The 15,215-nt window shown below is 66.2% G+C and carries 8 protein-coding genes; 4 read left to right on the top strand and 4 right to left on the bottom strand.

Features of this window, described 5'->3' with window-relative positions; genetic code table 11:
• Window positions 1-5: 5 nt before the first annotated feature.
• Complete coding sequence (locus ACYVHH_RS09440; protein WP_460564889.1) at window positions 6-4,814, bottom strand: PAS domain S-box protein; 4,809 nt, start codon at window positions 4,812-4,814, stop codon at window positions 6-8.
• Between the two features lie 6 nt (window positions 4,815-4,820).
• Entirely contained in the window at window positions 4,821-5,189 is a 369-nt protein-coding gene (locus ACYVHH_RS09435) for a response regulator (protein WP_460564888.1), read from the bottom strand.
• A gap of 143 nt (window positions 5,190-5,332) precedes the next feature.
• Between ACYVHH_RS09435 and tadA the strand changes: the two genes are divergently transcribed.
• Together tadA and ACYVHH_RS09425 are read left to right on the top strand one after the other, a co-directional pair.
• On the top strand, window positions 5,333-6,430 hold the full coding sequence (gene tadA / locus ACYVHH_RS09430) for a tRNA adenosine(34) deaminase TadA (protein ID WP_460564887.1): 1,098 nt from the start codon (window positions 5,333-5,335) through the stop codon (window positions 6,428-6,430).
• A gap of 43 nt (window positions 6,431-6,473) precedes the next feature.
• The gene (locus tag ACYVHH_RS09425) at window positions 6,474-7,400 is read left to right on the top strand and encodes an LD-carboxypeptidase (protein ID WP_460564886.1); all 927 of its coding nucleotides are present in this window, start codon (window positions 6,474-6,476) and stop codon (window positions 7,398-7,400) included.
• Here ACYVHH_RS09425 and cphA read toward each other — a convergent pair whose 3' ends face one another.
• Together cphA and ACYVHH_RS09415 are read right to left on the bottom strand one after the other, a co-directional pair.
• Window positions 7,401-9,986 carry a cyanophycin synthetase gene (cphA, locus tag ACYVHH_RS09420; RefSeq protein WP_460564885.1) on the bottom strand — a complete coding sequence of 862 codons (2,586 nt, stop codon included), beginning with the start codon at window positions 9,984-9,986 and terminating at the stop codon, window positions 7,401-7,403.
• Window positions 9,987-10,006: 20 nt separating this feature from the next.
• Complete coding sequence (locus ACYVHH_RS09415; RefSeq protein WP_460564884.1) at window positions 10,007-12,181, bottom strand: cyanophycin synthetase; 2,175 nt, start codon at window positions 12,179-12,181, stop codon at window positions 10,007-10,009.
• A 292-nt stretch (window positions 12,182-12,473) separates the two neighbouring features.
• Between ACYVHH_RS09415 and ACYVHH_RS09410 the strand changes: the two genes are divergently transcribed.
• Window positions 12,474-14,732, top strand: coding sequence for a cyanophycin metabolism-associated ABC transporter (locus ACYVHH_RS09410; RefSeq protein WP_460564883.1), 2,259 nt, complete (start codon window positions 12,474-12,476; stop codon window positions 14,730-14,732).
• A gap of 1 nt (window position 14,733) precedes the next feature.
• Complete coding sequence (locus ACYVHH_RS09405; protein WP_460564882.1) at window positions 14,734-15,189, top strand: cyanophycin metabolism-associated DUF1854 family protein; 456 nt, start codon at window positions 14,734-14,736, stop codon at window positions 15,187-15,189.
• Window positions 15,190-15,215: the final 26 nt, after the last annotated feature.

Below are 15,215 nucleotides of genomic sequence, written 5' to 3'. Positions count from 1 at the left end.
GTGATTTACGGGTTTGCACCGATTGTGCCTTCTCGACAGCTACTGTCTGGCGTGGATTTGCGTTCCGAGTCAGGGGCTGTTTCTGTGATCAATGCGGCCAGTGCGGCAGAGGCGGTTTCGGTATCGAACGCCTCGATCGCCTGATCCAGGGCAAGCCAGTGCGGCGACGGTGTGTTCCCGCGCTTGCGTTGCAGTTGCTCGTGCAGGTCAAAGATGCGCATGTCAGCCTTGCTCAGCGCTTCCTGCAACGACCGCATGGCGTCCAGCAGGCCCTCCTGGTCAGCGGGTGCGGACTGGGTGGGGCGCGGGGTCTGCTGCCGCCAGGTGGCCTGGGCAGCCAGGGTTGCGCTGACGGCCGGCTGAAGGCTGGCAACCAAGTCGCTTTCTTCGGGGCTTGCCAGCTCACCGCTCCTGAGCAGGTGTTCCAGCTGCGCGCAGGTGGCGCCCAGGCGCTCGGCCCCGACCGCCAACGCCGTGCCCTTAAGGCGGTGCGCCAGTTCGGCGGCTTGCGCGCGGTGTCCCAGTTGGGCGTGGTCGACCAGTTCCTGCGCGGCAGGCAGGGCCTTGGCTGCAAAGCTGTCCAGCAACTTGGCGTAGAACGCCTGGTCGCCGCCCAGGCGTGCGATGGCATTCCCGGTGTCCAGCGTCAGCGATTCGGTGGCCGGGTCTTTCAGGGGGGCGCTTGATACGCCGCTGCCGCGCACGTCGGCACCACGCGTGTGGCGCAGGATGGTGCTCACCAGGTTGTCCAGTTCCAGCGGCTTGCCGATGTGGTCGTTCATGCCTGCGGCCAGGCAGGCATCCCGGTCGGCTGTCATGGCATTGGCCGTCATGGCCACGATGGGCAGAGCGGCGTGGCTGCTGCCGCTGCGGATCACGCGGGTCGCCTGCAGGCCGTCCATGACGGGCATCTGCATGTCCATCAGAACCAGGTCGAATGGGGTGTCATTGAGTCGCAGCGTGTCGATGGCGGCCTGGCCATTCATTGCCACGGTGACCGCAGCACCCTCTCGCTCCAGCAGTTCTTGTGCCACCTCCAGGTTGATGTCGTTGTCATCGACCAGCAGCAAGCGCAGGCCGGCAAGCCTTCGCGGGCCGCCTGGTGGCATGTGCCGCTCGCTGGTGCGCACGCCTTGGCGCAGCGCCTCGACGGCGGAGGCGATCATGGCCCCTGTCACCGGTTTGACGAGTTCAATCGTCCCCGGGGGTGGATCCACCAGCATGTTGGGCAGGTTGCTGCGCAGCCAAACGCGGGCAAGTCCCGTGTCTGCGGCTTGCAACTGTGGCATTGCGCTGGCCAGGCGCTCGCTAAGGGCGGCGGTTCCCGGCCTGTCCGGGTTGGCGATGAGCACGGTGGCAGCAGGTGCCGGGCCGGTCTCGTCCAGCCATGCCTGGGCCTGGTCTGTGGCAGGGAAGCTGGTCACGGTCCATCCCAGCCCTTGCAGCATGTGCTGCAAGGCCTTGCGCGAGCGGCTGTTGTCATCGATGAGCAAGGCCGCATGCTGCCCAAGGGAAGGCAGGGAAACCACGGCGGCGGCTTGCGGGGCCAGCTCCAGCTCGACGGTGAAGAAAAATGTGCTGCCCTCGCCAGGGGTGCTCCGCAGGCGCAGTTCCCCCCCCATGAGGCTGACCAGCCTCTGGCTGATTGCAAGCCCCAGCCCGGTGCCGCCGTAGCGGCGGGCGGTGGAAGCTTCTGCCTGGGTGAAGCCGCTGAAAATGCTTTCCTGCTGCTCCTGGCTGATGCCGATGCCAGTGTCTTCTACTTGGAAGCGGACCTGGACGGCGCCGTTGGCGCGACCCGTCTCGCGCAACTGCAGCACCACCTCTCCCTTGGCGGTGAACTTGATGGCATTGCCGCACAGGTTGATCAGTATCTGCTTGAGGCGCATGGCGTCACCCACCAGTACGCGTGGCAGCGCGGGGTCGATGTCGAAGACAAGCTCGAGCTGCCGCGCCCCCAGTGTGCCGGCAAGGATGGTCGACAGGTCGCCCAGCAGGTCGTCCAGCAGGAAGGGTTCCGGATCGAGCTGCATCTTGCCCGCTTCGACCTTGGAGAAATCCAGGATGTCGTTGAGGATGCCCAGCAGCGCCCGCGAGGCGCTGGTCGCCTTGCTGACCAGCTCGTGCTGGCGTGAACTCAGGCCAGTGTGCTCCAGCAGGGTCATCATGCCCATGATGGCGTTCATGGGGGTGCGGATCTCGTGGCTCATGTTGGCCAGGAACTGGCTCTTGCTGCGCGACGCGGCATCGGCCGCTTCCAGCGCGTTGTGCATCTCGGTGATGTCGACCCTGAAGCCGACGTGAAAGCCGTCGGAGGTGGTTCGTCCCAGGACCTTGAGCCAGCGCCCGTTGCCCAGTTTCATGACGTCTTCCGAACTGGGCTCCCGGAACTTGGCCAGCCGCTCCGCAACCCACTCCTGGGTCCGCCCGGCTGCGTCGGGGTATTCACCGCGTTCGGCCCCGGCCCGCAGAATGTCTTCGTAGCGGGCACCCACCATGATGGTGTCACGGCTTCTGGGGTAGATTTCGCGGTATTTGTCGTTGCAGAACACCAGTCTTTCCTGCGGGTCGTACAAGGCGAATGCCTCGCCCACGGCGTCGATGGCGGAGCGCATGGTGCGCTCGCTTTCCTCGATGCGCCGCTGTGCCTGAACCTGCGTGGTGATGTCCTGCGCAGCACCCACGATGCGCCGCCTGCTGCCTTCTTCCGGGTCTGGTTCCCCGACCAGCCTGACCCAGCGCCGACCCGCGCGCGGATGCTGGATCTCCACGACCATGTCAAAGGCTTCCTCTGCATGGATGGCGTTGTCCATGGCCGCCAGCACCGGTTGCCGGCTTTGCGGGACGAAATAACCCAGCGTGGGTTCGATGCGAACGCTCCAGTCCGGCTCCACGCCGAAGATCTGCATGCATTCCACAGACATGTAGGCGGTGTGAGATTCGAGGTCCGCAAACCAGCCGCCGATGCCCGCGACGCGGCCCGTGCGGGTCAGCATGTCTTGGCTGGACACGAGGGCCGCCTGGGCCTGCTTGTGCTGGGTGATGTCCGTGTGGATCGAAAGAAAGCGATCGATCTGCCCGTCCGGCCCCATCAGCGGGGCGATCAGGCTGTCCACCCAGTAAAGCCGGCCATCCTTGGCTCGGTTGCATATTTCACCGCGCCAGGGCCTGCCCGAGGTGATGGTGCGCCACATCTGGTCCCAGAATGCGCTGGGGTGTGCGTCCGAGCCCAGCATGCGGTGGCTGTTGCCCACCAGCTCGTGGGCGCCGTAGCCGCTGGTCTGCACGAACTTGTCGTTGACCCTGATGATGGTTCCCTCGGCGTCCGTTTCCGAGACGATGGCGTGCTGGTCCAGTATCCGGCGTAGCCCCTCGTGGTCGCGCAGCGCGTGCTCCAGTGCCTCCTGATCGCGCCTGCGGCCTTCGATGTCCGTCTGGATCAGGATATAGCCGTGGAAGGTGGCCGACGCATCGGCAATCGGGCGCATTTCAAGCGCGGCCCAGCGATCCTGCCCGCTCTTGCTGCGACAGAGCACTTCGATCTCAAGCGGGGCTCGCCGGTCCAGTGCATCAAGCATGCGCTGGCGCGCGCTGCTGTCAGCGGCGGGGGACAGCATCAGGCGGTCGGGCGTGAGTCCGTAGGCTTCGTCCGGCGCATAGCCAGTCTGCCGGATGAAGGCCTCGTTGATCCAGGTGATGCGGTGATCCGTGTCGGTCACGGCCACGGCACTGGCGGTGTACCGTGCCACCCGAGACATCAGCTCCAGGTCCGAAGCCATCTCCATCGCGCGGCGTTCGGCCCGGTGGCGGGAGCTGAGCAGCGACCACGCCGCCAAAGCGGCCATCAGGCTCACGGCGCTGCCGCTCAGGGCCGCTGCCAGCGGTGCCCAGCGGTCCAGCGGGTGGGCGAAGGACGCTGTGGCGCTGCTGTGCAGCGTCAAACGGTGTTCGCCAAGCTCCAGGGTCTTGACCTGCCGCAGCGCCCTGACCCCAGGCAAGTGGGCGTCATCCGTTGAGAGGTTCAGAAGGTGCCCGTCTGCGTCGTAGATGACTTGAGGCGGCCTGTCTTCTGTTTCGGTCATCACCTCCACGTCCATCCCTGCAGGGAGCTGGCCGACCGCTGGCTCCAGCCAGTCGTGCACCAGCACGGTGGCGACCAGCCATTGGCCGGCGCTTGCCTCCATGGCAGGTGGCGAACCTGCCACGGCGGGTGCCGCGATGGGGACGATGACATGGAAGCCCCAGCGTTTTGCCGTTCCCGGGAACAGATCCTGAACCGGCGTGAAGGCCGGCAGCCGGGCGAGTGAGGCCTTTTGCAGCGTCTGGCGTCCCGGCTCACTGCGCAGAGAGGCCAGCGGCGCTTCGCCCGGGACTCCTTGCAACGTGGCAATACTCAGGTTGCCAGCTGGGCCTTGAGAGGACGAAGCCTGCGCGCTGACGTGATGCAGGGCCACCAGGCCTGGAAGCTCCCCGGGAAGCTCACGGGTCCGCAGATGTTGATGCAGCCGTTCCTGCGGGACTTCCTGCAACGCCTCGTACAGGACCCTCAAACCCTGCAACTGGTCTATCTGGCGCAGCAGGGACTGCCGCAGGGCAGCGTGGAGGTCTTTGTTGGCAAGAACGAAGCGCTCACGCGCCTGGGTGTCCACCCCGTCCTTGACCAGCCTGTGCACGTAGGCCGTGCATGCCAGACCGAACAGCAGCACTGCCAGCGCGAGCGCCGTGGGCCAGTGCCGCCGTCGCGGCTGCGGGGCGGCCGCACCGTGCGGAGCCGGGGCTGGCGCGTGCGAGGGTGGGGGGCTGGGTGGCAGCATGGTGGTTCAGCGGACGGCAAACCGCCGTATCTCCTGCGCCAGTGTCTGTGCAGTCAGGGGTTTGACCAGAAACCCGTTGGCGCCTGCCGCCAGGAAATGGGCCCGGGTTTCTGCGCCATCGTCGCCGGTGACCACGATGACCGGCAGCCCGCCGTTGCGCTGACCACCGCCTCCCCGCAGTGCCTGCAGGGTGGCGAGCCCGTCGAGCACGGGCATGTGTATGTCGAGCAGCAGCAGATCGAAAGCCTGTCTGGCCAGCGCATCCAGCACCTGCTGCCCGTTGGTGACCAGCGCTCCCGAATGCCCTTGCTCCCGGAGCAGCCGCGCGGCGACGCGCAGGTTCAGCGGATCGTCATCGGCGACGAGTATCCTCAAGGAGCCAGATCCAGCATTCGATTCGGGCGAGAGATTCACCAGATGCGCCTCCCTAGGCAAAGATCACAATTTTGGTTTGCATCGGGCGGATGATATCGGTTAAAACGATGAAAATACTCATTTGTTGATTCAACTGCCCCGATATGTCGGAATCCAGACACAGCCTAGCCCCTCCCGCTCCGATCGAAGACGAGGCGTGCATGCGGCTGGCCTTGGCGCAGGCGCGCCTGGCCGCGGAAAGAGGCGAGGTTCCCGTTGGGGCCGTGCTCGTTCGCCGGGGTGCAGCGGGGGAAGAGGCCAGGGTCGTCGCCTGCGCGCACAACGCGCCGATTGGTTTGCGCGACCCCACTGCCCACGCCGAAATGCAGGTGCTGCGCGAGGGCGCGCATGCGATAGACAACTACCGGCTGGACGACTGCGAGGTCTATGTGACGCTGGAGCCCTGTGCGATGTGCGCCCAGGCGATGCTGCACGCCCGCATCAGGCGTGTGGTGTATGGCGCCCCCGAACCCAAGACCGGCGCGGCTGGATCGGTGGTGGACCTCTTTTCACTGCCCCAGTTGAACCACCAGACGGCGGTGGTGGGAGGGGTGCTGGAGGAAGAATGTGCCGGCCTGATGCGTGAATTCTTCGAGGAACGCCGCCGCCAGGCACGGCTGCACGCTGACCCCCTGCGGGAAGACGCCTTGCGCGCCCCGGCACAGGTGTTCAAGGAGGTGTGGGCGCACTGGCCGTCCCTGAGCCAGGCCAGCCGCACCGTGAGCGATCTGCCCGGATTTGAAGGGTTGCGTTTCCATTACCTGGATGTGGGGCAGGGCGGCGATGGACCCGTTCTGCTGGCCCTGCACAGCCCGGACGCCTGGTGGCCGCAATGGGCGGGATTTGCCATTGACGGCGCAGCCAAGGGCGCGCGGGTGCTTGTGCCCGATCTGATCGGGTTTGGCCAGAGCGACAAGCCCAAGAAACCTGGCTGGCATTCGCTGGAGCGGCATGCGCGAGGTTTGGCCGTCTGGCTGCGCCGATTGGGCGTTTCGCAGCTCAGGCTTGCCGTGGCGCCAGGGCAGGCAAGGCTCGCGCAGGCTCTGACAGAGGCTTGGGGTCCAGGGGTCAGCGTCGAAGAGTCCGCTTGTCCCGTGGCCGATGCTGTGCCGCCTGGGTGGAAGGACGTGCCGTACCCAGATGCCGGGCACCGCTCGGCGCAAAGGGCGTGGCGCGCCCATGGGTGGGATCAGGGCGCCTGAGCGGCCAGGGGGAGCGATGCGCCGCTGGTCAATAATGCCCAGCATGGCACACATCTATATCTACTCTCCCAGCGGCGCCGTCCGCGACAAGACCGGTTTCAAGCGCGCGCTCGCCCGGCTCAAGGCACAGGGGCACGATGTCGAACTCGACCCATCCGCGCTGGCAAGCCACACCCGTTTTGCCGGTGATGACGACACCCGGCTGGCGGCCATTGCACGTGCCGCAGCCAGTGGTGCCGACGTTGCCCTGACCACGCGCGGCGGCTACGGGCTCACGCGGCTGCTGCCCAGGCTGCCCTACGGCAAGCTGGCCAAGGCCGTGGAAAAAGGCACCGCCTTCGTGGGGTTGAGCGACTTCACCGCACTGCAACTGGCCTTGCTGGCCCGCGAGGGCGTCACGACCTGGGCTGGTCCCGCCCTGATGGAGGACTGGGCCTGTGAAGAGGAGCCCGACGAAATCATGCAGGCCTGCTTTGACGACCTGCTCGACGGCCACGGCGAAGGCACGGGCTGGCGCCTGCCCGCCGCCGATGTCAAGGCACATCCCGCGCTGGGCACTGAAAAGGGGTGGGGCCTGGGCAAGGCCACCCTGTGGGGGGGCAACCTCTCGGTGCTGACGTCGCTCCTCGGCACGCCTTACTTTCCCCAGGTCAAGGGAGGCCTGCTTTTCCTCGAAGACGTGGCCGAGCACCCTTACCGCATCGAGCGCATGCTCACCCAGCTGCTGCACGCCGGTGTGCTGGGGCGGCAAAAGGGCATCATCCTGGGCCAGTTCAACAGGTACCAGCTCACGCCGCACGACAAGGGGTTCAAGCTGGCCACCGTCGTGGACTGGCTGCGTGCGCAGCTCAAGGTGCCGGTGTTGACCGGTCTGCCCTTCGGCCACGTGCCCACCAAAGTCCTGCTGCCGGTGGGGCAGCAGGTGCAGCTCATGGCGCAGCAGCGCGAGGCGCTGCTGTTCTGGGGCTGATCAGACCGTGGCGGGGCGCGCGGCCTGCACCCGCGCCGCGATGTGGTCCAGCGCCTCCTGCACCTGGTCGATCAGGATCAGGCACAGATCGCCAGGCTGCAATCGCTCCAGCGCGGCGTCGATGGCGTTGAACTCCCCTCGGATCTCGCTGATGCGCTGCGTCTTGGGAGCGCCTTCGAGCCCCTCGCGCAGCAGGGCGATCACCTCGCCGTCGGCGCGCCCGCGCTGGCAGGCGTCCTGATACAGCAGCACCTCGTCGAACACCTTGCCCAGAATGCGCGTCTGGTCGCGGATGTCCTCGTCGCGGCGGTCACCCGCACCGCTGATCACGGCCAGCCGCTCGCGCGCGGGCATCCTTTGCACGGCATCGCTCAGCGCCTGGATGGCGTCCGGGTTGTGGCCGTAGTCCGCGATCACCGTCGCGCCCTTGTAATCGAACAGGTTGAAGCGCCCCGGCACGGCGTGAGCGTCACTCACGAAGGTGTACAGGCCCTGCAACACGGTGTTCCAGGGAATGCCAAGCGCCCAGGCCGCACCGATGGCTGCCATGGCGTTATCCACCTGGAACGCAATGGCGCCGTTGTGCGTGATGGGAATCTGCGCTAGGGGTATGCGCACCTGCGTGGTGCCTTCGGCCGCAACGATGTGCCCGTCCTCGGCATAGATGACGCGCTTGCCCAGCGCACGGTGGGTGGCAATGACGGGGTGGTGCTCGTTCGGCCCGAAGAACGTCACCTGGCCAGGGCAGTGGTCAGCCATCCTGGCCACCTGCGGATCGGCAGCATTCAGAACGGCCATGCCCGTCGGGGCGACGTTCAGGACGGTCACCCGCTTGAGAACGCTCAAGTCTTCGACCGTGGTGATGTAGTTCAGTCCCAGGTGATCGCCTGTGCCGATGTTGGTGACAACGGCCACCTGGCAACGGTCGTAGGCCAGACCTTCCCGCAGCATGCCGCCCCGCGCAGTTTCGAAGACGGCCGCGTCGACATCGGGGTGGGCCAGCACGTTGCGTGCGCTGCGCGGGCCGCTGCAGTCACCGCTGTCGATCTGGCGGCCGTTCACATAGACACCGTCCGTGTTCGTCATGCCCACCCGCAGGCCCATGCTGCGGATCAGATGAGCCGTCAGGCGCACGGTCGTGGTCTTGCCGTTCGTTCCGGTCACCGCCACCACGGGAATCCGGCCGTCGTCACCCTCGGGGAACATGTGGCTGATGACGGCCTCGCCGACCTGGCGGCCTTTGCCGTAGGACGGGCTGATGTGCATCCGCAGGCCCGGTGCGGCATTGACCTCGACGATGCCGCCGTGCTGCGCCTCCAGCGGTTCGATCACGTTCTCGCAAACCACGTCGACACCGCACACGTCCAGCCCGACCGTGACGGCAGCGGCAATTGCCCGTGCCGCCACCTTGGGGTGGACCTCGTCGGTCACGTCGGTGGCCGTTCCGCCGGTGGACAGGTTGGCGTTGTTGCGCAACACGACGCGCATTCCAAGGGGCGGCACCGATTCCGGCGTCAGCCCCTGTTCGCGCAGGCGGTCGACAGCAATGTCGTCCAGGCGAATCTTCGTCAAGGGGGTGGCATGGCCATCGCCCCGGCGCGGATCGGCGTTGACGCTGTCCACCAGTTCGCGGACGGTGTGCTCACCATCGCCGATGACCAATGGCGGGTCGCGGCGGGCGGCCGCCACCAGTTGCTTGCCCACCACCAGCAGGCGGTAGTCGATGCCCGGCAGGTAGCGCTCGACCAGCACGTCCTCGCTGATCTGGCAGGCGTTGTGATACGCCGCCTCGACCTGTTCGCGTGTGCTGATGTTGACGGTCACACCCTTGCCCTGGTTGCCGTCACGCGGTTTGATCACCACGGCGCTGCCCAGGGCCTGCGCGGCGGCCCAGGCGTCTTCCGCGCTGCTGACCGGCCGGCCCAGCGGCACGGGAACACCCGCCGCGTGCAGCAGCTTCTTGGTCAGCTCCTTGTCCTGGGCGATGCCTTCGGCAATGGCGCTGGTGGTGTCGCATTCCGCTGCGCGGATACGGCGTTGCTTGCTGCCCCAGCCGAACTGCACCAGGCTGCCCTGGGTCAGGCGGCGGTAGGGAATGCCACGTGCCACGGCAGCATCCACAATGGCCCCGGTCGACGGCCCCAGGCGCACGTCCTCGTCCAGCTCCTTCAGTCTGGCGATTGCGCCCTGGGTGTCATAGGGCGTGTCGTTCAGCGCGGCGTTCAGCAGCTCGATGGCCAGGTCCAGGGCCAGCCGGCCCACTTCCTCTTCGGTGTACTGGACGGCGACCTGGAACACACCCGGCTCGGGGGCCTGCGTGGTGCGGCTGAAGCTGACCGGGCATCCTGCATGGGTTTGCAGTGCCAGGGTCGCCAGTTCCAGGGCATGTGCCATGGACACCACGCCTTGCGCCGTGGGTTCAGGCAGAGCGCCGATCTCCGGGAAGCGCTGCCGCAGACGCTCTTCGAAGCCGGCCAGCTTCGAGAGGTCGGACTCTTCGGGGAGGCAATGCACGATGGCTTCGATGGCCGTGGTGCGTGACCACAGGTTGGGGCCACGGAGGGCGCGGATACGAGAGACGTCCATGGGACGGTTCCTTGGAGGATTCAGGATCGGTTGAAAAGCCGGTCGGCGGTTTCGATGCCGGCGCGGATCAGGGCGGGCGGAAGTTCCAGTGCCAGCGCGGAAGCCACCGCTGCAAGCAAGGCTGGCAAGGGCAGGTGCCGGGACAGGAGGTCTGCCACCACGGGATGGGAGAGTTCCAGCAGCGGGGTGGCGCCCTGGTTGCGCCAGAGCATCAACTTGTCGTCTTCCACGAGCAGGAAACGGCGCCCCGCCTCGCAGTGGGCAATGCGCAGCGGGTGGTCCGCCGCAGTGCTGTAAAAAATCACATCGCCGTCGCAAAGCTCTGCCAGCCCAGCACAGGTTTCGTCGTCGGCGTTGAGAACGGCGCATCCGTGCGGGAGCACCACGTCAACCTGGGTGCGAAGCACCGTGCGCATCTGCTCCGTGCTGGTGACGTGGTGATCCTGCAAGCCCACAGGGGGCGCCACGTCCGTCACCACGCCCACCAGGCAGCGGTCGTAGGACAGGCCGTCGTCCAGGATGCTGCGCGGGGAGTTCTCGAGCACGGCCACGTCCACGCAGCGGTTCATCAGGATGCGCTGGCCGGCTTCCCAGTCCGACGGGCGGCTGGTGTCGATTGGCTCCATCTGCACAAACAACCCTTCGCTGCATGCCACGCCGGCGGCATGCCCCGCACGGTGGAGCAGGGAGCCGAGCAGCAACGCCACTGGCGTCGTGTCCTTCGTGCCGGTGATGCCCACGACCGGAATGCGTCCGTCGTCCCGGTTGCCGAAGAGGTGCTCCACGATGGCCTCCCCGACGGGGCGGGGCTGTCCCACGGCGGGTTTGAGGTGCATGAGCAGCCCGGGCCCGGCGTTCACCTCGACAATCGCCCCGCCTTGCTCGTGCAGCGGGCGCGAGATGTCGGACGCCACCAGATCGATGCCCGCGATGTCCAACCCGACAACCCGTGCGGCCAGCGCGGCCATTTCGGCCACCTCGGGGTGCACTTCGTCGGTGATGTCGTGGGTCATCACGCCGGTGCGCTGGACCAGCACGACCTGTCCCGCAGCGGGCACGCTGTCGGGGGTGAGGTTCTGGCGCGAAAGCTCCAGCATCACCAGGGAGTTCTCCGGCAGCCGGATGGTGTCCAGCGGGTACTCTTCCTCTTCGCCACGGCGGGGGTCGGTGTTGATCTGGGTTTCGATCAGCTGCATCACCGTGCGCTGGCCGTCTCCGGTGACGCAGGCCTGTTCCCCGCGCGCGGCGGCCACCACCCGGTTGCCCACCACGAGGAGCCGGTGCTCCTGCCCGGGGATGAAACGCTCCACGATCACATCGGAGCCTTCTGCGTCGGCCAGGGCGTAGGCGGCCTCCACCGCTTCCTGGGTGCGCAGGTCAAGGGACACGCCACGGCCATGGTTGGCATCGCTGGGTTTGACCACCACCGGCAGCCCGATGTCCTGGGCCACTTCCCAGGCTTCTGCCGGGCTGGCCGCCACCTGGCCTTCCGGAATGGGCACGCCGCAGCTGGACAGCAGCCGCTTGGTCAGATCCTTGTCACGCGAAATGCTCTCGGCAATGGCACTGGTGCGGTCGGTCTCGGCGGTCCAGATGCGGCGCTGCTTGCTGCCATAGCCCAGCTGCACGAGGTTGCCATCGGTGAGCCTGATGGACGGAATCTTGCGTTGCGTAGCCGCGTCCACAATGCTCGCGGTGCTGGGCCCCAGCGCGTGCCGGTCGATCAGGCCCTTGAGGCGCTGGACAGTCGCCGGAACATCAAAGGGCCGGTCCTCAATGGCAGCCATCACCAGGTCACGGGCATCGATAAGGGCCTGGCGTCCAACTTCTTCCTGGCGCGTGCGGATCACGACTTTGTACACGCCGCGCTGCTCGGTGGAGCGTGCCTTGCCGAAACCGGTCTGCATGCCAGCCATGTTCTGCAGCTCCAGCGCCACGTGTTCCATGATGTGGCCCGGCCAGGTGCCTTCGCGCAGGCGCAGCAGGAACCCGCCGCGCTCACCCACGCCGCAGTGGTGCTCCACCAGGCCAGGAAGCCACGCAGTCAGGCGTTCGTAGAAGCCGGGGATGGTGTTGGAAGGTGAGTCTTCCAGATCACCAATGTCGATCAGAGCTTCCATGGCTGGCCGGTAGGTCCAGATATTGGGCCCGCGCAGATAGCTCATGCGCAACAGCTTGATGGTCTTTGGGTTCATGGTGGGGGGGTGTTCGCAGCCCCAATGGCATCGCGCTGACAAAACGCTGTGTCAGGCGGCAGGGGTCTGGCGGTGTCGATGTCGGTTCTGCGGAGAGTTAGCAGCCTTACAATCTGAATGATCAGCGACTGGACCAGCAACGGGCGACGAGAAAACCGGTCAAATTTGCCGGATTTCACATGCATGTCACATGATTCCATCGGAACGTGATTGTGTATCCAGTTGGCCGTCTTGCGTGTCCCCAACCCCAAAAATTATTTGCAACATGCCGTTACTTTTTGAACCAGCGGGCTTGCCCGAAGGTTTCCCATCGGCATGGCGTGCTCCTGCGCTGTCGGCCTGGGAGTCTGCCGGTGAGGTTCCCCAGGCGCAGGCCTGGCTGGAACTGGATCTGGACGCCAATCTCCGTTTTCATGCCAGCCTGCTCGTTGTGGCCGAACAACAACTGTGGTGGGTGGGAGAAGAGGGCGATGCTCCTGCGGTGAAGCGCTGGCCGCTGCAGCCCGGCATGCAGCTCCATCACAGCGACCACAACGGCGTGGGCACCCTGGAGCTGGTGCAGGACGGCGTCAGACTGGCGGTCTGGCGCTACACCCTGGGGCGGCACCTGCCCGCTACGCGCCTGGTCGAGCAGTTTGAAGCCAACCTGGCCCAACAGGCCGAAGGCACGCCCTTGCAGCTGGCCAAGCTGGAGTTGTGCCCGCGCTGCCAGTCCCCGCTCGACCCGGAGGAGGACGAGTGCGGCGTCTGTGCCCAGGTGGTGCACACACCGCCTTCCACATGGACGCTGCTGCGCCTGTGGCGGTTCGCCCATCCATACCGTTGGCAGCTGCTGGCGGGCTTCCTGCTCACGCTGGCGTCCACGGCGGCCACGCTGGTGCCCCCGTACCTCACCATCCCGCTGATGGACGACGTGCTGATCCCCTACCAGAGCGGGCGGGAGATCGACGTGGGTCTGGTGGCATGGCTGCTGGGCGGCCTGCTGGGCTCGGCCTTGCTGGCGTGGGGGCTGGGCTGGGCCAAGACCTACATACTGGCATTGGTGTCCGAGCGCATCGGCGCTGACCTGCGCACCAACACTTACGAGCACCTGCTCAACCTTTCGCTCGAATACTTTGGCGGACGCCGCACGGGCGACCTGATGGCGCGTATCGGCTCCGAAACCGACCGCATCAACGTGTTCCTGTCTCTTCACCTGCTGGACTTCGCCACCGACGTGATCATGATCTTCATGACGGCGGTGATCCTCTTTTCCATCAACCCGTCGCTGGCCGTGGCCACGCTGGTGCCGCTGCCTTTCATTGCCTGGCTCATCCACGTGGTGCGCGACCGGCTGCGCACCGGCTTCGAGAAGATCGACCGTGTGTGGTCGGAAGTCACCAGCGTGCTGGCCGACACCATCCCCGGTATTCGCGTGGTCAAGGCCTTCGCCCAGGAGGCGCGCGAGGCACAGCGCTTCCGCGATGCCAACCGCCACAACCTGGAGGTCAACGACCGGCTCAACCGCCTGTGGTCGCTGTTCTCGCCCACGGTGTCGTTGCTCACCGAAATCGGCCTGCTGGTGGTGTGGGGGTTTGGGATCTGGCTGGTGGCGGAGGGCGACATCACCGTGGGTGTGCTCACCGCCTTCCTGGCCTACATCGGGCGTTTCTATACCCGATTGGATTCGATGAGCCGCATCGTCTCGGTCACGCAGAAGGCGGCATCCGGCGCCAAGCGCATCTTCGACATCCTGGACCATGTCTCCAGCGTGCCGGAGCCAGTGAACCCGCAAAAGCTGGAGCGGGTGAAGGGCAAGCTGGAGATCCGGGATGTGGGTTTCCGCTATGGCAACCGTGCCGTCATTCAAAGCCTGAACCTGACCGTGCAGCCCGGCGAGATGATTGGCCTGGTTGGTCACAGCGGTTCGGGCAAGAGCACACTGGTCAACCTGATCTGCCGTTTTTACGACGTGGCTGAAGGCGCCATTCTGGTAGACGGCGTGGATCTGCGTTCGCTGCGCGTGGCCGATTACCGCCGCCACATCGGCCTGGTGTTGCAGGAGCCCTTCCTCTTCTTCGGCACCATTGCCGAGAACATCGCCTACGGCAAACCGGACGCCACCCGCGAAGAGATCATCGCCGCGGCGCGTGCGGCCCATGCCCACGAGTTCATCCTGCGCCTGCCCCAGGGCTACGACTCGCTGGTGGGCGAGCGCGGGCAAGGGCTTTCGGGCGGCGAACGCCAGCGCATCTCCATCGCCCGCGCCCTGCTGATCGATCCGCGCATCCTCATCCTGGACGAAGCCACCTCAGCCGTGGACACCGAGACCGAAAAGGAGATCCAGAAAGCGCTGGACAACCTGGTGCGCGGCCGGACCACCATTGCCATCGCGCACCGCCTGTCCACGCTGCGCAAGGCAGACCGGCTTGTCGTCATGGACAAGGGGCGCAAGGTGGAAGAGGGCACGCACGACGAGCTGATCGCCCGCGAGGGCGCCTACTGGCGCCTGTACCAGGCCCAGCAGCGCCAGGCCGAGGCCGAGCGCGACCTGATCGCGGAGGAGTCCTGAAGTGAAGCTGGATCGCAATGCACTGGGCAAGCTGGTCTTGACCACCGCCAACGGGGACGTCATCGACAACGTAGTGCCGGTGCGCGCCTTTCCCGTTCAGGTGCCGCACGGACAGATATCCCTGCTGGGGGCCGACGGTCACGAGGTGGTATGGATCGAGCGGCTGGAAGACGTGCCCGAGGCGGCGCGCATGCTGATCGAAGAAGAGTTGCGCCTGCGTGAGTTCACGCCCGTCATCCAGCGGCTGCTGGAGGTGAGTTCGTTCGCCACGCCCAGCCAGTGGACGGTGGAAACCGACCGTGGGCGCACCAGCTTCGTGCTCAAGGGCGAGGAGGACATCCGCCGCCTGAGCCGCGACGTGCTGCTGGTGCTGGACAGCCACGGTGTCCAGTTCCTGATCCGCCAGCCTCAGCAACTGGACCGGCACAGCCGCAAGCTGCTCGACCGCTTCCTGTGACGCGCACCGGGCCCGCGGCCCGGCAC

Source organism: Hydrogenophaga aquatica, assembly GCF_054780915.1.
The sequence above is the reverse complement of the archived record's forward strand: the minus strand, read 5'-3'. Positions and strand labels throughout refer to the sequence as shown.